Source organism: Parabacteroides massiliensis (genome assembly GCF_900155425.1).
Classification (GTDB): domain Bacteria; phylum Bacteroidota; class Bacteroidia; order Bacteroidales; family Tannerellaceae; genus Parabacteroides; species Parabacteroides massiliensis.
The window spans coordinates 158,018-180,470 of the sequence record NZ_LT700192.1; the positions used below are offsets into that span (position 1 = coordinate 158,018).

Sequence of the window (22,453 nt, forward strand, 5' to 3'; positions counted from 1 at the left end):
ATGGGATCCACATCACTTTCCTATATTTTCTTTACATTCCTGAAACTGGGTGCTACCGCATTTGGCGGCTATATGTCACTGGTTGCTATTGTACAAAAGCAATTGGTGGAAGTTGACAAGAAACTGAAAGAAGAAGATCTGCTGGATGGAATTTCTCTGACTTCCGTTTTGCCCGGACCGGTAGCCGTCAATACGATTGCTTATGTAGGATACCATTTAAGGGGCATACCGGGGGCAATTGCCGCTTTTGCCGGAATCATCATTCCTGCATTCTTACTGGTCATATTCCTTTCGTGGTTGTATTTCTCTTACGGAAATATACCGGCGGTAAAGAATGTATTCAGCGGGATCACACCCGCTATAACAGCTTTGATCGTTACGGTCGCGATTGGGATGACACGGAAGACTATCAAATTGCCTGCCCAATGGGTCATTTGTTTGCTGGCGGCTTTGTCGTTGATTTTTATCGGGGGCTTTGCCGTTACTTTTCTGTTGATTTTCAGCAGTGGAATAGCCGGCTGTTTCCTGTTTCGCCAGCCTGTGGGGCAAGGTCTTGTTTCTGATGGAAAGATACAGACGGGACGCAGGCAGTTGATAACTTCCGGAATCGTTCTTTTACTATTACTCTGTATATTACTTTGGGGAGGACAATATCCGGGCGCTCCGGAAAGCATTCAGATTATATCGGCCTTTTCCGGTATCAGCCTGACTTTGTTTGGCGGGGGATATGTCGTTATCCCGGCTTTGCATGAGTTGTTCGTGGAGAATTTGAACTGGTTGACCTCGGCTGAGTTTGCCGATGGGATAGCGATCGGGCAGATAACTCCCGGGCCGATATTCATTACAGCAACTTTCATCGGGTATAAAGTGGCAGGTGTCACGGGGGCGTTGTTGGCAACTTTAGCAATGTTTACTCCGCCGGCTGTATTAACCGTGCTGCTATCCCGTTTTGTCAAGATACTGAATCAGTCATTGATCGTAAAAGCGGCCATGAAAGGCGTACGGGCTGCTGTTATCGGTATGATCTTTGCTTCGGCCGTTACGATCGGGCAAACGATTGCGCCGTCGATCGTTTCGGCTCTTATTTTCCTGGTTACATTTTTTATTTCACTAAAATACACAATCAGTCCGGTTTACCTGATCATCGGAGCAGGCGTGGCGGGCTTTATCATATTCTAATTCTATGAATACAATACAAGGTATACAAATGATAGGAACCCAACGATCCGGTTCCAATCTGTTGCGCGTAATGTTGGACGGAATCCGGGAGATTGTTGCTCCCCATCCTCCCCATATTCTCCAACGTTTCTTGCCGTTGCTTCCCAAGTATGGCGATTTGGCGGATCGGTCTAATTTTTATCGGTTGGCACAGGATGTATGCGAGTTGGTTACGGTGAATCCGGTGCCTTGGGAGGGCATTGCCATTCGTACGGACGAAGTGGTGGCTTCTTGCAGGCAACAGACGTTATATGAGTTGTTCAGGGTGATTTATGAATCGGCAGCCCGTCAGGCCGGAGCTTCTTTCTGGCTTTGTAAAAGCATGAAAAATATGCTATATGCAGAAGGTATCGAATCTACAGGAATCCGTCCTTATTATATCTATCTATACAGGGATGGCCGTGATGTGGCCCTTTCGTTCAAAAAGGCTATTGTCGGAGAGAAACATATTTATGCATTGGCTGAAAATTGGAAAAAGGACCAGGAGGCAGCCCTTCGTTTGAAAGACAGAACGGCAGCTGATCATTTCTTTATGCTGAATTACGAATCGCTTATTGCCGATCCGGAAAAAGTCATGCGGCGGCTTTGTGGTTTTCTACATCTTCCTTATTCTGACAAGGTGATGGATTATTATAAAAGCCGGGAGTCTGAAAATACAGCGGTAGCTGGCAAAATGTGGGCAAATGTAACCAAACCGATTCTGAAAGACAACACAAAAAAATTTCTGCGTGAATTATCTTCAGAAGATATTGCTATATTTGAATCCGTCGCAGGAGATATGTTGCAGCAACTGGGGTATTCTTTATGTACGCCGGCAGATTTACTCAGAGATAGCTTCTCCGATGAGGAAATCGCTTATTTTAATGAAGAGAATATTCGTCTGAAGAATGATTTTATTCGCGAGGCTGATCCCGCCGACTTGGCGAAAAGACGTCCGCAAGATGAATTAATCAATCGTATAAAGCATTATTAAAGATAAAAAATAGTCCACATGAAACAATTATTATTTACACTCTTCAGCCTGTTTGCTTTTACCGGCTTACAGGCACAGGATGTACCCACAGACGCTCTTTATGGGGTGGGTACATGGAATGCCGATTCGTTGGGAAACCATCGGGTTGTCGTCGCTGTTGATAAACCGGCCGATGCCGTATTGGCTACGATCGAATGGCGGCGCCGTGATCTGGATCCGGAAGCGAAGAATCTGATTGTTGTAGATGCTGCAACGGGTGAACGTGTCACGAATGTATGTCGTTTCGCTATCGACCGTGAACGGGGAGAGGTCGTTTTCCAACCTCAGACTGTCCCCGGAGAATATTATATCTATTATCTGAAGAATGTAATGAGCGGTAGTCCTTATTATCCGACCGTCAATTACCCTGCTTTTGAAAATACGGCTTCGGCTGACTGGATAAAGAAAAATAAACTGTCCGGAAAGAAAGCTCCCGCTCTTCCGGCCGCTAAAGTCGTACAGTTCCAGGCAATCAATGAGATGAACAGTTTCTATCCGATGGAGGTGATCGCGACATCGAAAGAGACAGCGCAATTATTGAAAGAACGTCCCGGAGAGAAATATATTCTCTTTACGGAAGACCGCAAATACCCCATCCGTATGACAACGGATATTCCTTATAAATGGATTGCCGACAACCGGCATGATTTCTTTGACGGACAAGCCGATAAGGGAGAATATTATGTTTTCCAGTTCGGTGTCTGGGCCGCTCGTTCGAATGTAGAGAAGCTGCATGTCGATTTTTCCGCCCTTACGAATAAAGCGACCGGAGAGCAGATACCTGCTTCTTCGTTTACCTGTTTCAATACGGAGGGAACGGATGTGACTGGCACTGTTTTTGAAAAGAACTGCTCTGTGGAAAAAGGGAAAGTGCAGGCTTTGTGGATCGGAACGCAATTGCCGGAACATCTCTCTGCCGGAACCTATCAGGGAACGGTCACTGTCTCAGCTGCCAACGCCGAAAGTAAGGCCGTACAGGTTTCTTTGACTGTCTCGGAAAATGTGATAGCTAATCATGGCGATAACGAACCTTGGCGCCATTCCCGCCTGCGCTGGCTGAACTCGCAGATCGGCTTTGACGATGAAGTGATTGCTCCTTATACACCGCTGGTGATGAAGGACAAAACGATCAGTTGTCTGGGACGTGAGGTCAAACTCTCTGACTTAGGTCTGCCGGAACATATTACCAGCTATTTCAAAGAAACGATGACCGGTATCGATACGAATGGGCGTAGTGTCTTGGCTGCCCCAATGGAGTTGGCTGCCGATGGCGGTGTGTGGGAAAACTTGAATTTTGAAATCACCAAACATAAACAAGGTGCAATAGCTTGGAAAGCTCTCAATCAGAACAGCCGTTTCCTGATGGACCTGGAAGGAGAGATGGAATCGGATGGAAATATAGAATATAAAGTGACACTGGTAGCCCGCGAAGATGCTTCCGTGGAAGATGTGGCGCTGCGGACACATTTAGCCTCCGGTGTCGGACATTATATGATGGGTTTGGGAGAAAAGGGTGGTTTCTGCCCGGATAATCTCCGTTGGAAATGGGATGTAGAGAAAAACCAGGATGCAGTTTGGGTGGGCGATGTCAATGCCGGTATCCAGATTCGTCTGTATGACAATAAGTACGAACGTCCGCTGAATACCAATTTCTATCATCAGAAACCGCTTCATATGCCGGAGTCTTGGTGTAATGCAGGAAATGGAGGTATTGATATCCGGAAAGCTGCTGACGGGACGCGTATCAACGCCTATTCCGGTAAGCGTACGGTGAAAAAGGGAGACCGCTTGTATTACTATTTCAATTTGGCTTTGACTCCGTTCCGCCCGATCGATACGGATAAACAATGGCGTGAACGTTATTATCATAGCTATGAGTTTCTCGATGGCATACAAAAGCGTGGAGCCAATGTCATCAATATCCATCATGCCAATGCTATCAATCCGTTTATCAACTACCCGTTCCTGCGGACGAAGGAGATGAAGGCTTATATTGATGGAGCTCATGCCCGCAACATGAAGGTGAAGATTTACAACACCGTTCGCGAACTGTCTAACAGTTGCGTGGAAATGTTCGCTTTGCGTAGCTTGGGTAATGAGATATTCTCGGAAGGTCCCGGTGGCGGCTTCTCCTGGCTGCAAGAGCATTTGGACCAGAATTATATCGGAGCTTGGTTTGTGCCCGGATTGAAAGATGCGGCGATTGTGAACAGCGGGGTTTCCCGTTGGCATAATTATTATCTGGAAGGGCTCGACTGGTTGGTGAAGAATGTCGGTATTGATGGGCTGTATATTGACGACTTGGCTTTCGACCGGATGACAATGAAGCGTATCCGCAAGGTGATGAACCGCACGAATCCGGGGGCGATGATTGACTTGCATTCAGCCAACCAGTATAATCCGAAAGATGGTTTTGCCAATAGCGCCAATTTGTATCTGGAACATTTCCCATATCTCGACCGTCTGTGGTTCGGTGAATATTTCAATTATGATTTCCCGCCCGAGTTCTGGTTGATTGAAGTTTCAGGTATTCCATATGGCCTTATGGGCGAGATGCTGGAAGGCGGAGGTAATCCGTGGCGCGGCATGCTGTATGGCATGACGGGACGAAGTCCTCGTGTGGACAACGGACCTCTGTGGAAACTGTGGGATTCTTTCGGTATGCAGAATAGTGAAATGATCGGTTATTGGGTGAAAGATAATCCGGTGAAGACAGGTAGCGAAAAGACGTTGGCGACTGTATACAGCCATAAGGGCGATAAGGCGTTGATCTCGTTGGCTACATGGGAAGATTCGGATGCCAAGGTGAAGCTTTCTGTAGACTGGGCCAAACTGGGTCTCGATCCATCAAAAGTGACATTGCATGCTCCGGCTATTGAGAATTTCCAACAAGAAGGCAACTGGAAACCCGGCGATGAGATTGTTGTCCCGAAAGGCAAAGGTTTGTTGATTATTGTCCAGATAAACGAACTGCCATGAAAAAGATTTTCATCCTTCTTTGTGCGACCTCGTTGTTGCAACCCTTGGTTGCGCAACAAGCGGTTGTGACCGAGACAGTAGAGACGGTTAAAACCTATCCGTTTTCTGATCCTGATCCGGTGGCGGACCCTTCCGATCTGTTCTATCCCTATTTTCGTTTCGATGGCTTTTCAGCTAAAGGGATCGACCGGCAATGGAAAGTTGTCTCTCTTGAAAACGATTATATAAAATTGACTCTCTTCCCCGAAATAGGCGGAAAGATATGGGGAGCGGTAGATAAAACCACCGGCAGGGAGTTTATCTACAACAACCATGTCGTGAAGTTCCGTGATATAGCCATGCGTGGTCCCTGGACATCGGGTGGTATAGAGTTTAACTTCGGCATTATCGGCCATGCGCCGACATCCAGTACGCCGGTCGACTACGTGACCCGGCAGAAACCGGACGGAAGCGTGAGTTGTTATGTCTCTTCCTATGAACTGGTTACCCGGACGCTGTGGACTGTAGAGGTGAATCTGCCCAAAGATAAGGCTTACTTTACGACGACAACGACCTGGCATAACAGTTCTTCCATCGACCAGCCTTACTACCAATGGATGAATGCCGGTTATCCGGCAGCCGGAAATGCTGAGTTTTGCTATCCGGGAACCAACTATATCGGACATGGCGGAGAACTCCATTCTTTCCCGTTGGATGAACAGGGGCGCGACATCTCTTGGTATGAAAAGAATGACTTTGGTAATTCTAAATCTTACCATATCGTAGGAAAGTATAACGATTTCTATGGCGCTTACTGGCATGATAAAGATTTCGGTTCTATCCATCATGCAGATTATGACGAAAAACTGGGGATGAAGATATTCCTGTGGGGACTTTCCCGCGAGGGTGGCATTTGGGAAGACCTGCTGACGGATACTGACGGCCAGTATATCGAACTGCAATCGGGACGTATGTACAACCAACCGGCTTCCAACAGCGCTTTTACTCCTTATAAACATACGGCATTCGGGCCGCAAGCAACCGATCAATGGACTGAGTACTGGTTTCCGGTAAAAGGAATAAAAGGCGTTTCAAAGGCGAGCCGTATCGGAGCGCTTAATGTGTTGAGGGAAGATGGCTTTTTAAAACTGTATTTTTCTCCTTTGCAGAAATTGTCTACGACATTAAAACTATATGAAGGAGGAAAGGAAGTACATTCCGTCCCATTGAATTGCGATGTCTTGGAAACATGGAAAGATTCTATCCCGTTAAACAAAGCCGTTGCAGCCGGTAAATTGAAAATTGTGATAGGAGAGGATTTGTTGGTCTATTCGGAAGTCCCTTCGGATAACATCACCAGTCGCCCGAAACAACTGCCTGCTGATTTTGATTGGAACTCGGCATATGGTCTTTATACGCAAGGAGAACAATGGATGAATCAAAAAATACTTGACAAGGCAGAGAAGTTTTTATTGGCCTCTCTCGAAAAAGATCCTTATTTCGTGCCGGCACTGACTAAATTGGCCTCTTTGTATTATCGCCAGGGACGCTATGATGAAGCGCTTGCCCGTTGTAAAACGGCGTTAAGCATCAACACGTACGAAGGAAATGTCAACTATTTGTATGGGTTGTGCAACAAGGCCTTAGGGAATTATACGGATGCCAAAGACGGCTTTTCGATTGCTTCCTATTCATTGGAAGTACGTAGCGCTGCATACGAAAAATTAGCCGAGATGTTCCTGCTCGAAAAGAACTGGGCAAAGGCTGAACATTATGCATTGAGGAGTAAAGAGTTCAACCGGATGAATCTGAGTGCCGACCATGTTTTAATGGTAGTCTATCGTAAGACAGGCCGGTTGAAAGAAGCCAAAGCGCTTATCAATCCGTTGTTGGAAGACCTTCCCTTGTATCATGCGGCGCGTTTTGAACAGCTCTACCAGGGTGAAGGTTCGGGACATCCTATCGATGATCTTCAATCTTTGATTCGCAACGAGCTGCCTTTTGAAACTTATATGGAACTGGCTGAATGGTATGAATCGGTCGGTTGCACGGAAGAGGCGCTGTCTCTTCTGTCATGTGCGGGAGACTATCCGATAGCCCTTTATAAGCAGGCTTATCTATTACATCAGACTGGCAACGAGGATGAAAGCCGCAGGATGTTGCAACGAGCCGAAACTCTTTCTCCGGCGATGGTCTTTCCTTTCCGTCCTTCTTCTTTGAATGCGCTGGCATGGGCGAAGACGGTGCAACCGGACTGGAAGATCGATTATTATGAAGCCTTGATCCGATGGGCAAACCAGGATAAATCAAAAGCATTGGAGTTATTGACAAATTGTGGCGAGACGGACTATGCACCGTTCTATTTAAGCCGGGCCTCTTTAAAAGAGGGCGAATCCCGGCTGGCTGACCTGTTAAAGGCGGAACAGATCGGGATGTCATGGCGTACAGGTTTTGCCTTGATTAATTATTATGTCGCCAATAGGCAGTGGCAGAAGGCGGCTGAGACAGGAAAGATATACATGAAGAAGTATCCGTCGAACTACTATATCGGTCTGAAATATGCGAAGGCACTATGTGAGACAGGTCAGTATCGTCCCTGTGTCTCTTTGTTAAGCCAGATGCAGGTCCTTCCGAATGAAGGTTCGTATGCGGGACGTGCGGTTTACCGCGAGGCTAATTTGTATCAGGCAATGGAACAGTTGAGCCACAAGAACTATAAGCAGGTAATGAAAAGCGTGGAGGCCTCTAAGGAGTGGCCGGAGAACTTAGGGGTTGGAAAACCTTATGACAATATGATCGATAGTCGTTTGGAAGATTATCTGGAAGCGAAAGCAGCAGCCGGGCTGGGAGATAGTCGGAAAGCATCCGCTTTGTTATCGGCTGTGGCCGGATATAAAACATCCCGTTCTCATTTCGGTTCCGGTAATTTGTTGAATGCATTGGCTCTGCGTGAGTCCGGGAAGGTACAGGAAGCGGATCGTATGGTTGCCGCTTGGAGTACAGATTTCCCTGAAAATCGTGTGGCACAATGGTGTACGGCTATCTATAGGGGAGAAAAAGAAAAGGCTGCAGGACTGCTTCAGTCGCGGAATGATCCGGCAGATACGACGCCTTGGGAGACTTCTTTCCGTGATTCTAATTTCGGTTTGATCGTTCGTTTGTTTCAATAGAAGGTGTCATCTGTGGTCGTTAATAACATTTGACGTGCCTTCATAAAAAGATTTGTTATGAATAAACTTATTAATAGTCTGTTGATTTTTTTGTTTGTGATGCCGGTGATAGGGCAGGCTCAGATAACTACCAATCGTAAAGACGGGCGTTTCCTGAGTTCCAGAGGTTCTGTTCAATACATGTTGGAGCAAGTAAAGCCGGCTTATGCCTTTGATCCGTCATTTACACCTGCCGAGTTTAAGGAGTGGCAATCCAACCTGCGTACAGCAATGAAAGAGTTGATGCATTTTCCTGAACAATCGGATGTACCGGCTCCGGTTTGTGTCAAAACGGTTCAGCGGGATGGCTATCGGGTTGAGAAATGGGAATCCTATCCGTTGCCGGGCAGTGTCGTCCCTTATCTGGTGTTGATCCCGGATGGTGTCGATGCCGCCCATAAAGCACCCGGCGTGCTTTGTATACCCGGATTTGGGGGAAGTAAAGAGGGACTGGCCGGTGAAACAGAAGGAGATTATGAGTTGACCTCGCAGCCTGTCGAACCAGTGAAGAAAGGGGCTATGGCATTGCATTATGTGAAGAAAGGATTGGTGGCGGTTGCGGTGGATAACACCTCCTGTGCCGAACTTTCGGACAATGGTTATTTCGACTATTTGAATACATCCCGTATCTTGCTCGAAATGGGATGGAGTTATTTGGGACTGACCGCTTATCAGGATTGGATTGTCTTGAACTGGATGAAAGGACAGGATTTTGTGAATAAAGAGCGGATCATCGTCAGCGGTTTCTCTTTAGGGACCGAACCGTTAATGGTGTTAGGCGCTTTGGATCCGTCCATATATGCATTTGTCTACAATGATTTCTTGTGCCGTACGCTTGAAAGAATTTTGGTAATGACAGAACCTGATTCGAAAGGGGCACGTCCTTTCCCGAACTCTATCGAGCATTTGATACCGGGCTTTTTGACGCAATTCGATTTCCCCGATCTGGTTGCTGCTTTGGCTCCCCGTCCCGTTATTTGTACGGAAGGCGGTCTTGACCGCGATTTCGACTTGATCGGCAAAGCCTATCGGATAGCCGGTAAACCGGAGAACTTCACGTTCTATCATTATAAGAAGTTTGCCGATCCTAAAGACCGGAAACAAATAGAGAAAGTTCCGGAGGGTATCAACCGGGATGTGTTTTTCGAAATAGTCAATGTCGATCCGAAGAATCATTATTTTAAAGGAGAATGGGTGCTGCCGTGGATCGACAAGGTGCTGAAATAGATTCATCGATATGAAGAGAGTGGTCTGTTGGGTGTTTCTGGTGGCCTTGTGGCTCGGAAATAGCATGTTTGGCTATGGTCTTGAAGGTGCAGGAAAAGAGTATGTCAAGATCGTTTGCCGGGGCGATGCGTGGTCTTTGTCGGTTGCCGGCAATCCCCTTTATATAAAAGGAGTGGGCGGTGCGAATCGGTTGGAGGTCGCGAGTGCTTGCGGTGCAAATGCTTTCAGGACTTGGGGAGGTGACGTGGAGTCGATTCGCCGGTCATTGGAAAAGGCCGGGGCCGCTCATATGTATCTGATGCAAGGCATCGCATTGCCGAAAGATCCGGATCGCTATGTCGATAATGATTTTAAAAGGAAAAAGTTAGAAGAAGTCCGTTTGTTGGCAGAGACGTTCAAGGATGATCCGGCTTTGTTTGCCTGGGGAATTGGCAATGAAATCGATTTGGACAAGGCGAATATACCGGAATCCTGGTCTTTTGTGGAGGAATTGGCGAAAGAAATAAAGAAAGTGGATCACAACCACTTGGTCGCTACTGTTATTTCACATAAGCCGAAGGCTTTGGAATTGATCGCCCGCTATGCTCCGTCTTTGGACTTTGTCGGGATAAACAGCTATGGCAACATCTTTGAGGTGGGGAAACTTTTCGAAGATTCTCCCTATCGTGGCCCTTTCATCATCACGGAATGGGGACCGACAGGCTGGTGGGAAACCCGGAAAACAGAATGGGGCGCACCGATCGAACAGACCAGTGAAGAGAAGCGGATCGTTTATGAAACACGCTATAAAAAAGCCATCGGTGGTAACCCTCGTTGCTTGGGATCTTTTGTGTTTCTTTGGGGGCAGAAGGAGGAACGTACCCCGACGTGGTTCAGTATGTTTGTGGAAAACAAGGTCGAAGGTTTACCGTTGAACGGAGAAAAAACGCCCATGGTGGAAGCGATGGAACGTGTCTGGACCGGAACAGAGCCGGAGCAGACGGCTCCGGTTGTCGGACAATTGACGATTAACGGCATTTCGTTTGGACCGAAAGTGAAAAGCAACACCGGCTTTGATGTGGAAGTGATTGCCGCCGACAAGGAAGGAGATCGGCTTACATACGTCTGGGAAGTATTGAAAGAAGCGACAGTCACGGCAACAGGTGGCGCCTATGAACCACGCCCGGATCGCGTTGGGAAGGTAAGGACTACGGAGACCGGCAATGTCCGGATTTCTATCGATACCCCCGGATATTATCGCCTGTATGTTTATGTACTCGATCATACGGGATATGTTTCCACAGCAAACATACCTTTTGCTGTCATCGAATGATTTTTTAGCGTTGCGGAATTATCGTCTCTTTCATGCTTTTTTATGCTATTGTTTGATAAATTTGCAAACAAAACAAAGAGACGATGTCATTGAAAATAATACATACTGCCGACTGGCACCTGGGGCAAACCTTTTTCGGTTATGACCGTGATGAGGAGCATGAGGCATTTCTTGCGTGGCTGACCGATACCTTGACGCAGCGACAGACCGATGTCTTGCTGATTGCGGGAGATGTCTTCGATGTAGCCAATCCGTCGGCAGCCGCCCAACGCCGTTTCTACCGGTTTTTGCGGGAAGCGAACCGGCGTAACCCGCATTTGCAGATTGTGATTGTCGCTGGCAATCATGATTCGGCTGCCCGTCTGGAGGCGCCGATACCTCTGTTGGAAGAACTGAACACGTCGATTGTCGGGGTTGTTCCGCGAACGGACTTGTGCAAGATTGATTTCGATTCGCTTTTGATTCCTTTATATAATAAGGAAGGAAAACGGGAAGCGCTCTGTCTGGCTGTCCCCTATCTCCGTCAGGGTGATTATCCCGCAGCTAAAGAAGGAAAAGATTCGTATGTGGAGGGCGTTACCCGGATGTATCACCAACTGTACGATTATGCCGACAGCCTAAGACGACCGGGCGAGGCGCTTCTTGCAATGGGACATCTGCATGCGACCGGAGCCGAACTGTCGGAAGACGACCGGAGCGAACGGACCATTATGGGGGGGCTTGAATCTGTGTCGGCCGATACTTTTAAAGAGGGATTGGCTTATACGGCTCTCGGTCATATCCACAAAGCGCAGCGGGTTGGAGGACGTGAACATGTACGCTATGCCGGTAGTCCGCTTCCGATGTCTTTCTCCGAACAGCATTACCGGCATCAGGTCGTTGCCTTTACCCTCGAAAACGGATGCCTGTCGGAGCTCGAAGCAGTGCCCGTCCCACTCAGAACCGCCTTGCAACGGGTCCCGGCAGAACCGGCATCGCCAGCCGAAGTCCTTTTACAGCTTTCCGCTCTGCCGTTGGCGGAAGAGGAGGCTGACCGCAGCCTGTGGCCTTATCTGGAAGTACAGGTGCTCCTGACGGAACCTGATCCGGGTTTCCGGCATCGGGTGGAGGAGGCGCTGGCGGATAAGGCCGTACGCCTGACTTCCATCATCCCTTCTTATCCTAAAAAAGAGGGAGAGGAAGAATCTCGTCCTTTGTCTTATACGGATTTGCAGAAGATAGATCCGCTGGATATGCTCCGGCATACCTTTACGAACCGTTTCGGGGGAGATTTACCGGAAGAGTTGGAGAAGATGTTTAACGATGTAATGCGAGAGGTTTCCCTATGAAGATATTAGCGATACGAGGTCGTAACTTGGCCTCGCTGGAAGGTGATTTTGAGATAGATTTTACGGTAGAACCATTGCTCTCGGCTGGGATCTTCGCTATTTCCGGACCGACGGGAGCGGGAAAATCCACACTTTTGGATGCCATGTGCCTGGCTTTGTTTGCCCGTACGCCCCGTACCGACCAGGCGAAAGAGAATAATGTCAAGCTACAGGATGTCAGCAATGAACAACTGTCTCAAAGTGACCCCCGTTTCTTGTTGCGAAGGGGAACGGCATCCGGTTTCGCAGAGGTGGATTTCATGGCTTTGAACGGACACCGCTATCGGGCACGCTGGTCGGTGGCACGGGCACGCGACAAGGAAAACGGACGGTTGCAGAATCCGCGTTTGGTTTTGTATAACCTCGACAAGGAGGAGGAAGAGCAGGGAACGCGTTCCGATCTGCAAGCCCGTATCATCGAGCTGATCGGCCTGACCTTCGAACAGTTCACGCGTTCCGTATTGTTGGCGCAAAACGATTTTTCCACTTTTCTGAAAGCCGAACAGGGAGAAAAAGCCTCCTTGTTGGAGAAACTGACCGGAACCGAACTCTATTCCGCCATTTCCCGCCAGATATTCGAAAGGAACGCGCGGGCGAAAGAAGCCTTCGAACAGATACAATCGCGCATACAAGGTATCGAACTATTGACGGATGAGGAAGAAAACGGTCTACGTACCCGTCTTGCCGAAGCGGAGAAGGATTTGCAGCGTGTCGAGAGTGCGAAAGCGGAGCGGCAAGCCCTTCAAGAGGCTGTCCGCTCTGTCGAACAGCAGATTTCTGTCCGCAGGAGACAGCAAAAAGAGGCTGTCGACAAACTGACACACGCGACGGAATTGTTGACGGTCGCCCGCCGCGAATACGAAAAGGGCGTGGAGGAGCAGCAACAGTCCGAGGCTCATTTCAAATCTCTTCAACAGGAGTTGTTGCAGGCGCGTAAACTGGATGTTCAGTTGGATACGGCTGTTCGCGACCTGTCCCATTCGGAGCTGCAGTTGAAGAATGTAACGCTTCGGAAAGGAGAAGCCGAAAAGAAATATCAGGCAGCTGTTCTTCGTCGTAAGCAGGGAGCAGAGGAGATTGCCCGTCTGACCGCCTGGCGCGAGCGTTATAAGAAGAAAGAAAGCATAGCGGAACAGCTTTCCGCCCTGTTGCTTCATCTGGATGCGGCCTCAGCTGCCCGTTCGGGGGTGGAAGTGGCAAACCGTTCGATCGAAACACTTCGGCAGGAGGCTGTAGCGTTGAATAAACAACTTGCCGGCCTGCAACAGACCAGCGCAAGTAAACAGCAGGCCTTGAAGCAGGCGGAAACGGACTATCGAAGCCTGGAAGAAGAACTGAAAGCGATCGATGCTCCGGCTTTGGACAAACAGATTGAGAAACTTCGTCAGGAACGGGAACGGTTGCTTATCGAACAGGCACGTTTGGAGGCTTCCGGCAATATAAAGGATTTGCGCGGTAGGTTGCAGGAAGGGCAACCCTGTCCGGTTTGCGGAAGCACGCATCATCCTTTTATCTCGTCCGTACATTCCCAAGAAGAAGGGCGTATCTCTTCTCCTGTAGAGAAAAGTCAGAGGGTGGGAGATAAAAGCCCGATTGCTGTCTTAACCCTTCAACTGCAGGATTTATCGAATAAAAAAGAAACCTACAGTGCCTATAACCGCCGTCTTGCCCGTCTGCAGCAACAGTTGCTTCAATTCCATAAGGAGTTGGCTGATAGCGAGGCTTCCTGTAAGGAGATGATCGGCCGGCTGCAACTCGTCGCCAGTCGTCAGGAGCGGGAAGAAACTGTTGTCAAGGAGCAGTCTGTCCAATTAGCCCAGTCTCTTTCGGCTGCCGATCGTCTGTTCGATAATAACGAATGGCAGAAAGCCTGGTTGCAGAATCCGGAAGTCTTCCGTAAAACGTTGACAGACTTCGCCCGCCAATGGCATGAGAATACCGAGAAACTCCATCAACAGGAACGGCAGGAAAGTGCCCGGAGAGCTGAGTGCGAATCTCTCGCCTCTTTCCTCCCTTCTCTCGAAAAGCAAGCTGAAGAAGCCGGGCTGCTTCACGAAAAGAACCGTTCCGCTTTTTCATCCTTGCAGGCGGAGCGGAAGAAGCTTTTGAACGGCCGCCCTGCAGACAGCGTGGAACGGGAATACACCCGGCGAATGGAAGAACTGAAAGAACGCTTGAAAAAGTTGTCGGCCACGCAGACCGAACAATCCGGTATAGCCGACCAGACGCGCGGCATAGCCGACCAGATCGCAAAAGACTTGGACGAAGCCTCGGCCGACCTGCTCCGGCGAAAGGCGGCTTTGGACAAATGGACTGCCGACTATTCGGCTTCTTCGGATGGACAGCCGCTCGAAGCGACCTTACTTCGATTTACGCAGGAAAAGACGGAACTCGCTTTTCGCCTTCGTACCCAGACGGAGAACAAGGCGAAAGTTTCCGGCTTGCAGGATGATTTGAATGTCCGGCGCACGGAGAGCGAACGTTGGGCGAAACTGAATGAACTGGCCGGTTCAGCCGATGGAGCCAAGTTCCGCCGCATAGCGCAGGGATATACACTCGATATATTGTTGAACTATGCCAATGTGCAACTGCGCGAATTGACGAGGCGCTATCGGTTGGAACGGGTTCCAGATACGCTTGCCTTACAGGTGATCGACCGGGATATGTGTGATGAGGTGCGTACCGTCCATAGCCTTTCGGGGGGTGAATCGTTCCTTGTTTCACTGGCGCTTGCACTCGGTTTGTCTTCTCTTTCATCCAACCGGATGAGGGTTGAAAGCCTTTTTATCGACGAAGGTTTCGGTTCCTTGGATGCCGATACGCTTCGTGTGGCGATGGATGCTTTGGAAAGTTTGCGGACGCAGGGACGCAAGATCGGCGTCATCTCGCATGTACAGGAAATGACAGAGCGCATCCCTGTCCGCGTACAGGTAAGCCGGGAGGGCAATGGGAAGAGCATTGTGAGAATTGTTAATTGACTTTAGAATCGTGATCAAGGACCACGATTCTAAAGCCGACATTCATCGGCCGTTGCCAAGGCCGGTAGGCTTTACGGACGGCAGATGTGGAGTATTTGGGACGTTCACGCCAGGAACCGCCTCGTACTACTTTCTTCTCGGCAGTCTTTTTATTTGCCTTTTCTTTTAAAGGATAAGGCATGTAATCGGAGGCTGTCCATTCCGCCACATTCCCGTTCATGTCGTACAATCCCCAGGGATTGGGGCGGTAAGAGGCGACGGGGCAACTGATCAGTTGGTGGTCGTTTACGTTCAGGACTTTCGGCAGGAAATCCCAGAACTTGCGCATGGGATCGTTTGCCCGCATCGGCTTCGGGTCTACTCCCGTTACTGCCAAGTCGACAGTCGTACTGTCTGCCAAGTTCTCGAAAGATCCGAAGTCGCTATTGACTGATCCGAACCAGAAATCATCGGCACTTCCCGCACGAGCCGCCCATTCCCACTGTGTTTCGGTTGGAAGGGAAACAGTATTGCCTGATATTTCGCTGATCTTTTGGCAGAAAGCGTTCGCTTCATCCCAACTGACGCGCACGACGGGTTGCTCGGGCCGGTTGGCTGCATAACCGGGAGTTGTATGATCTTTCCAGGTCTGTCCGATGTATCGGCTGTCGTGTTCCGGGAAAAGTACGCGGAATTGTTCGTTCGTGATTTCGGTCGTGCTCATCCAGAAGCCATCCTTCACGTTCGCTTTAAATGCAGGAGAAGCGGATGGTGTCCGGTTATTCCCCATCACAAAGCTGCCGGCGGGAATCCATACCAGGTCGATATGGACATCCGGAGTGATGGTGAGACGGCGGGTTGTTTTGCCTTTGGCGGCTTGCCGGGCTGTCGCTGTCTGCGTGTCGAACGGAAATCCTTTTACTTTGACCGGACGGACCGGTTTGGCCGGCTCTTTAATATTGACTGTCTCGCCGGTCGTCGCTCCGGTAATGGCGTCTGCCTTTTTGTTTTCTTTCAGCCAGTCTGCATAGTCGGCAATCTCTTTTTGCCAGTCTACCCGTACCCCGCTGTATTTCTCGGCCAACTCCATGCGACGTGCCACCTGGCCTTTGGGGGATTCGGGTTTCAGGTCGATTTGGGTAAAAGCCCCGTAGTAAGGCACGTTGAGATCGATCCAGGCATAAAGTGTCCGCATGTCCTCTTCCGGAACCTCTACACCGTGGTGTCCGGCTTGCAAGATGCGGATCAGTTCACTGTTACTTGCATGGAATTCGGCCGGTTTGAGGACGTAGATGTCCGATTCCGGACCTTGGCGGTACACGTATGGGTGCAGGTTCAGATAGCTCTGGTCATACTGTTTGTTGATTTTCGTCAATATACCTCTCTTATACGTGACCATCTGGTCCTTGCGGAAGTCCGGTTCGGCATTTTTCCCGTTGTGGCACGACACACAGTTACGATCCAGTACCGGTTGCACTTCCAGGCGGAACGTGAACGGACGTACACCTCCTTCCGGTGTTTCCAACCGGCGTGCCTGCTTGGCCGAAGCAATCGTGCGTTTGGGAATAGGTATGCTGTTCTGGTCCTCATGGCAACCGACGCAGGAGACGATCTCGCCCGGCATCCCTGCCAGCCAACTGCGCATCCACTGGATGGCAGCCCCGTCTTTATCCAACGGCTGGATGGAAACCGGCGTGTTGGCGGGAATGGTGAACAGTGCGGAACCGTCTTCCTCGACCGGGACCGTCCCGAGTATGCGCTTGATGTCCCATCCGCTTTGTATTCCCTGTGCATCGTGGTCGGATGGAGCTAAGATATAGGCATACTCATAAGCGAAGATGCGGAGAGCCTTGATCGTACCTCGCGGAACACCCTGCGTACCTTCTCCTTCGTAGATATCCTGGATAAAGACCGTGGCCTCTTTGCTGTCCGGCTTGATCTTCGAAGGAATGACGGGAGGTGTTTCGCGTTTTACCAGTGGGATGGGAGCGGTCAGGCCTTCCCCTTCCTGCTCGGCAATGAGTGTCAGGTTATCGAAAACGTCGACCAGGTAAATCCCCCAAAGTGCATCCTTGGCTGGTTTGCAGGCGACTAAAAAATACTTTTCGTTCAGTGGAAACGGCTTCATGAACTGAGGCCAGACACCTTCGACCAATTCGTCTTTGATGATCGGTACGATCGGGCGGTCTTTAAACGGCAGTTCCTGTATCATTCCCTTTTCCTCTTTCCGGCTTTTGGCCGGGTCGAAGATGACGAGCCGTCCCGAACGTGCCGTTCCGTGATGGCCGGAGATGATGCCGATGAAGCGGCTGCTGTGCTTGGAGAGCGGTTTCATGTCGAACGTGCTGTTCGGAAAGTAGGAGCCGCTGCCGTAGAGGGCTTTGTTTTCCGTCCCGTCGGGGTTCATGTGCATCACGATACGGGAGAAATAGTGTGTCAGATCCGTATATTCCCAACGGGTGTACATGATGCGTCCGTTCGGGATCACGATAGGCGACCAGTTCCCGTCCTGGTCGAAGGTGAGACGGCGCAAGGCGTGCGTCTGCGGATCAAAGGAAACAAGGTTGGCTACCACATCGTCGCCATGCACGCAAGGAACACCGTTGTAGCCGATGTTGGTCGTCGCCACAACTTTCCCGTCCGGCAGGTAATTGGCGTCGCAAAATTCCAGATCCGGTTCATCGGAAGTGATCTTCTGGTGGAAACCACTTCCGTCCGTGTTTATTTCGTATATCTGCCATTTCCGGTCTTTGTCGAGCGAAGAGAAGAGGAGGCGGTCGGCATCCCAGTGAAGCTGTATGTCCGAAACTGGGACATCGGCTTCAGGTTTGTATATCCGGCAGCTTTCGATTTGTCCGCGCAAACCCGTGAGCAGGTCGATCTCGGCATCGTAGCCTTTACGCGAGTTGGAAAAGAGCGAGTTGTAGTTGGCTGTCGAAGTACCCATAGACGGGCCCATTGCCTTACGGGCCTTGTCGCCCAAACGATAACGGGCCACTATGAGCTTGTCCATATCCAGCAACGGGTTGGCCAGGATGATCTCACGCTTCAACGTAAGTATTTCTTGCGCTTGGCCAATCACTTCGTCGACCACGTTACCGGAAACCCCGCCGGAGAAGGCCTGCTGCACACCGGGCAGAAGTGTTTCCAGGCGGGACAGTTTATTGTATAGCGCGGGAGCTTTCTCTCCCAATGCAGTTTTGGTGTCGTCCAGATAGGCTCGTATGGCGGTAGGATTTACCCATCGGATTTGCACTTCCAGATCTTTTAGCTGAATTTGGCGTAATGAATCCTGTCCGTTCGTTGCGGAAATACCGGATAAGGAAAGGGAGAAGAGCGCGAAGAGTAAACAAACTTTATAGTTCATATCATTATTATTTTTTCAAAATATCTGTCATACTATCATGATTTGCATGTAAACCGTTTATATACAGTTTGTTTATTGCATGATAGATGCCATTTTTATCTATCATTCTACTATCATTCCATCATTTCCCCATATAGCGGAAAAAGATATAAAGCATGTTGCTTATTTTCAGTAAGATAGTGAGGGTAGATGCTGCACACCCGGGTGTCTGTTTCCTGCACACCCGGGTGTCTGTTTCCTGCACACCCGGGTGTTTACCCTACCGACACCCGGATGTAAAAGGTGGGTTTACCCGGGTGTTAAAGAGCTTTTACAGGCACTTTTGTGAAAAGAAGAGCCTTGTTGTGACTTATTTGTCTGCTAATTTGTAAATTTCCGATGCAGCCATCAGGAATGCGCCTGTACCATAGAGCTCGGTCATGTCGCGTGTCACCTTTTTCGGATCGGCACCTACCGGCTGTACCCAGCCTAATTTCCCGTCTGTTTCAACAGCACGGGTCAATGCTTCCCATCCCTTTTTTACGACTGGCAGGTATTTGTCTGCCGGCAGATACCCCTGGTTGATTCCGTATGCCAGGCCGTAAACGATAAATCCGGTCGCACTTGTTTCGGGCGAAGGATAGCTGTCCGGATCCAACAGGCTGGCATGCCAGTAGCCGTCTTTCCCTTGCAGTCCGGCGAGGCGTTCGGACATCTCCTTATAAAGTTCGAGATAGAAAGGACGGAACTCGGTATCTTCCGCCGGCAGCGTCTTCAGTATTTCCGCCAATCCGCCGATTACCCAACCATTGCCGCGTCCCCAGAAAATCTTCTTGCCGTTGGCTTCTTTCTGTCCGATGTAACGGCTGTCGCGATAGAACAAGTCTTCGTCTTTATCGTACAGATGGTTGTAAGTGGCACGAAATTCGCTGTCAGCGAAATGCATGTATTTGCGGTTGCCGGTCAACGTATAGAGCCGCGTGTAGACTCCGGGTGCCATGAAGAGGGCGTCGCACCAGGTCCAGCGTTCGATTGTGCTGCCTTTGCCGTAATCGAGATCCATGCTTCCGTTGGAAGGGTTGTTCAAAACCCAGTCGGCGCGGGCAATAGTCGGTTTCAGCATATTCTCATTCTTTTCTTTATTGTAGAAATCTATATAGGTCTGTGCGATACAAACATCGTCGGCATGATACATCCGGTTGGCAACTTGCCAGTTCTGGCGGTTGAAGATTTTCCGGAGCCAGTCATAATAAGTATTGTCTCCGCTCAGTTCCGCCCAGTCGAACATCCCCATATAAAGCGCTCCGGCGATCCATCCGCGCGGTTCGCTCTTGGCATATTTGTTTTCCGGATAATCCTTGATCTGCCAGTCAGCCACCCGACGAGCGACATCCATGACGCTTTGCCGATTCCAACCCGTTCCCGTCGCACAGGCAACGGCTGTATTTGTCGTTTCAGCCTGTACCGGCAGGTTATTCACTAAACAGGTACAAGCGCAAAGTGAAAGGCTTGTACAGATGTACTTGATTGTAGTTTTCATGATACTTGTTCTATTAATCGATTGATTCTATTATATACCAATTGTAGCCTTTTGGCGGGATTTGTATTTTTAGGGAGATTGAATAATCGCGTGAGAGGGTGTATTCGCGATTGTTCGTTCCTTGCTCCTTTACAATGGCTTTACTGGATATTCCGGTATAGTATAACGGAATTTTGATCTCTTTTTCGATCTCCTTGTCCAGAGGATTGTAAATCGAGATGAATGCTTTTTCTTTCAAATTCGGGTTGACGTGCATGATCCCGTCCCAGTCTTGCCCGTCCGGACGTCTTAGGTGGATGATGTCCGAATCGAGGATTGCACGATGTTGTTTGTAAAAGCTGACCCATTGTTTCACTAATTCGCGAGTCTTGTCCGTGTCGTATAGACGCGGTCCGCGGTAACAGGCTTGCACGCCTGCCCCGAACAGATTGCGAAGCCGGGTCTCGTAATGGTCCAGATGTTCGTTTAACGGTTCGATGGTAGCTGCGGCTCCACCTCCATGATATTGGGTGAGAGGGACGAACATGAAACCCATGCTGGGAGTTTTCTGCCAGGTTCCATCGTAGATATTCTGCCGTTCGATAATTTCCTGATAGGCTCTTGGCAGAGACCAGTTGGTTTCGACATATCCCATCGGGGTTTTGTTGGAACCAGTCAAAAAGTACCAGTCCGGAACATTCAGATAGATACCGTTTGCCCGGCACCACTGATAGAACGAGCGGATCTTTTCCCATTGTTTCCATTGTGAATCCTCGTAACCTTTATGCCCGCTATGCAGGGTGGAGGCACATGGATCGCCGGGATAAGAGCCATCATTTTCGAACACATTCATTCCTGTCGTGTTAAAGAAATTTCGTAGACGTTTGAAATAGAGGTCTCCCCAATCGGATGCGATACAAGGGGAAATTCCGAAACGGCTTCCTTCAGCGCGTGTCTCTGCCGGACGGCCTGTATGGTGGCTGATCGCAGCATCTTCCGGTTTGGCTCCACGGCTTGCCAGTAGCGAATAGCCACCGATAGCGATGCCTTTGTCTGCAGCATAACTGTTCAACGCTTTCATGCGTTGGAGATAGGAGGCCGAATCGTTTTCGATCCGGAAACCGCTGCCGAAAGTCATGATCACCATTTCGAAGCCGACAGCCGCACATTGGTCGATTGCCTGTTTGACAGCCTGATCACTTGATTCTCTTACGTGCATAAAGATCGGATTTTCCTGTGTCCAAGGAGCCATCATGCGCCAGAATCGACACTCGGCAAGCCCCCGTCTTTCACGGTCTGTCGCGTCGCGAAGCATTTCGAAGGCACGGCAAGAGGTGAAACTTTCTCCCGGCGCGATCTTTTCGGCCGGTCCTAACAGCGGTGTCACTTCCAGGCGTGCCGGCTTGTATTGCCCGTAATAGCGGATACCGGTAAATTCATATTCCGGATGATCGAATACCCAACGGACGGCCGGATTGTCTTTCATCGCTTCCATGTCTCCGCCCATTGCATAGTCCGTAACGACGAATAGTTGGGTGAAGCGGTCGATATAGTCGCGCGGGGCATCTGTCTGTACTGGTTTCTTGCGGTAGTCTTTCGTATAATGTCCCGGTTCTTGCGCCATCATGCGCACTTCGTGAGGTTCACCATAGTGGACTTTCGGAGCGGTTTCAACCAGCGCAAGGACTTCTGATTTGAAGGAATCCAGCGTGACAGCCTTTTGTCCCTTGTTGTCGATCTCGATCCATTTGGACAGGATCGGAGCGCCGTCATACAGTTCGTAGACGATGCGGACGGTTAAGCCTTTACACTCGTCTGCTATTTTCCGGGGCGCCTTATAAGTGAAAGTAATGCGTTTTCCGGGTGCAGGCCACGGATATTTGTTACTGATCCAGGTCTCGTTCGGTTTCCAGGGAAAGCGTTCTTTTGTCTCGCCGACCGTATAATCGGCCAAGACAAAAGCCGAGTCGCAAAGCTGCATGTCGGACAGGAAATCTTTTGTCAGAAAATTATGGACAGGTTGTCCTTCCAAACCTCCGACCGGATACTCTTTTCCATTGATGACAAGCACGGCTTCCGGTCGTACGGCACGCAGTTCGTTTTGTCCCGTCATCAGGTTGTCCAGCGCGATTGTCGCACCGTTGGGAGTTAGCGAAAAGGTACGGCGAAGGAGGCCGTTTGTCAATTCGATTTGTTTCTTGTCCGACGATAGATTGGCTTCCGTCTTATACGGGCTTCCGTCGATCAGCCAGTCTTTCTTTTCGGCAAAAAGCGGTTGTATCAATGCGAAAAAGCAAAGTATTAAAAAAGTCTGTTTCATATACCGTT

Annotated in this window: 11 protein-coding genes; 8 read left to right on the forward strand and 3 right to left on the reverse strand. The window is 49.6% G+C overall.

Annotated features, from left to right (window positions below; translation table 11 throughout):
• The 8 genes from chrA (at position 1) to BQ9893_RS19510 (ending at position 15,281) form a co-directional block, all read left to right on the forward strand.
• Entirely contained in the window at positions 1 to 1,179 is a 1,179-nt protein-coding gene (gene chrA, locus BQ9893_RS19475) for a chromate efflux transporter (RefSeq protein ID WP_075967590.1), read from the forward strand.
• Between the two features lie 4 nt (positions 1,180 to 1,183).
• The gene (locus tag BQ9893_RS19480; RefSeq protein WP_075967591.1) at positions 1,184 to 2,191 is read left to right on the forward strand and encodes a sulfotransferase family protein; all 1,008 of its coding nucleotides are present in this window, start codon (positions 1,184 to 1,186) and stop codon (positions 2,189 to 2,191) included.
• An 18-nt stretch (positions 2,192 to 2,209) separates the two neighbouring features.
• On the forward strand, positions 2,210 to 5,209 hold the full coding sequence (locus BQ9893_RS19485; RefSeq protein ID WP_075967592.1) for a glycoside hydrolase domain-containing protein: 3,000 nt from the start codon (positions 2,210 to 2,212) through the stop codon (positions 5,207 to 5,209).
• Positions 5,206 to 8,358, forward strand: a complete 3,153-nt coding sequence (locus BQ9893_RS19490) for a DUF5107 domain-containing protein (protein ID WP_075967593.1) — start codon at positions 5,206 to 5,208, stop codon at positions 8,356 to 8,358. Before BQ9893_RS19485 ends, BQ9893_RS19490 begins: the two co-directional genes overlap by 4 nt.
• Before the next feature lie 57 nt (positions 8,359 to 8,415).
• The gene (locus tag BQ9893_RS19495; RefSeq protein WP_075967594.1) at positions 8,416 to 9,624 is read left to right on the forward strand and encodes an alpha/beta hydrolase family protein; all 1,209 of its coding nucleotides are present in this window, start codon (positions 8,416 to 8,418) and stop codon (positions 9,622 to 9,624) included.
• Positions 9,625 to 9,688: 64 nt separating this feature from the next.
• Entirely contained in the window at positions 9,689 to 10,936 is a 1,248-nt protein-coding gene (locus BQ9893_RS19500; RefSeq protein WP_374046574.1) for a hypothetical protein, read from the forward strand.
• An 83-nt stretch (positions 10,937 to 11,019) separates the two neighbouring features.
• Positions 11,020 to 12,264, forward strand: coding sequence for an exonuclease SbcCD subunit D (locus tag BQ9893_RS19505; protein WP_075967596.1), 1,245 nt, complete (start codon positions 11,020 to 11,022; stop codon positions 12,262 to 12,264).
• Positions 12,261 to 15,281, forward strand: a complete 3,021-nt coding sequence (locus tag BQ9893_RS19510) for an AAA family ATPase (RefSeq protein WP_075967597.1) — start codon at positions 12,261 to 12,263, stop codon at positions 15,279 to 15,281. The genes BQ9893_RS19505 and BQ9893_RS19510 overlap by 4 nt, the downstream gene beginning before the upstream one ends.
• Here BQ9893_RS19510 and BQ9893_RS19515 read toward each other — a convergent pair.
• The 3 genes from BQ9893_RS19515 to BQ9893_RS19525 all read right to left on the reverse strand — a co-directional run bounded on the left by BQ9893_RS19515 (position 15,274) and on the right by BQ9893_RS19525 (position 22,445).
• On the reverse strand, positions 15,274 to 18,627 hold the full coding sequence (locus tag BQ9893_RS19515; RefSeq protein WP_075967598.1) for an SUMF1/EgtB/PvdO family nonheme iron enzyme: 3,354 nt from the start codon (positions 18,625 to 18,627) through the stop codon (positions 15,274 to 15,276). The two genes, BQ9893_RS19510 and BQ9893_RS19515, sit on opposite strands and share 8 nt — an antisense overlap.
• 349 nt (positions 18,628 to 18,976) lie before the next feature.
• Positions 18,977 to 20,146 carry a glycoside hydrolase family 88/105 protein gene (locus tag BQ9893_RS19520; protein ID WP_075967599.1) on the reverse strand — a complete coding sequence of 390 codons (1,170 nt, stop codon included), beginning with the start codon at positions 20,144 to 20,146 and terminating at the stop codon, positions 18,977 to 18,979.
• Positions 20,147 to 20,159: 13 nt separating this feature from the next.
• Positions 20,160 to 22,445 (reverse strand): hypothetical protein, encoded by a 2,286-nt coding sequence (locus BQ9893_RS19525; RefSeq protein WP_075967600.1) that lies wholly within the window; start codon positions 22,443 to 22,445, stop codon positions 20,160 to 20,162.
• Between the last annotated feature and the right edge of the window lie 8 nt (positions 22,446 to 22,453).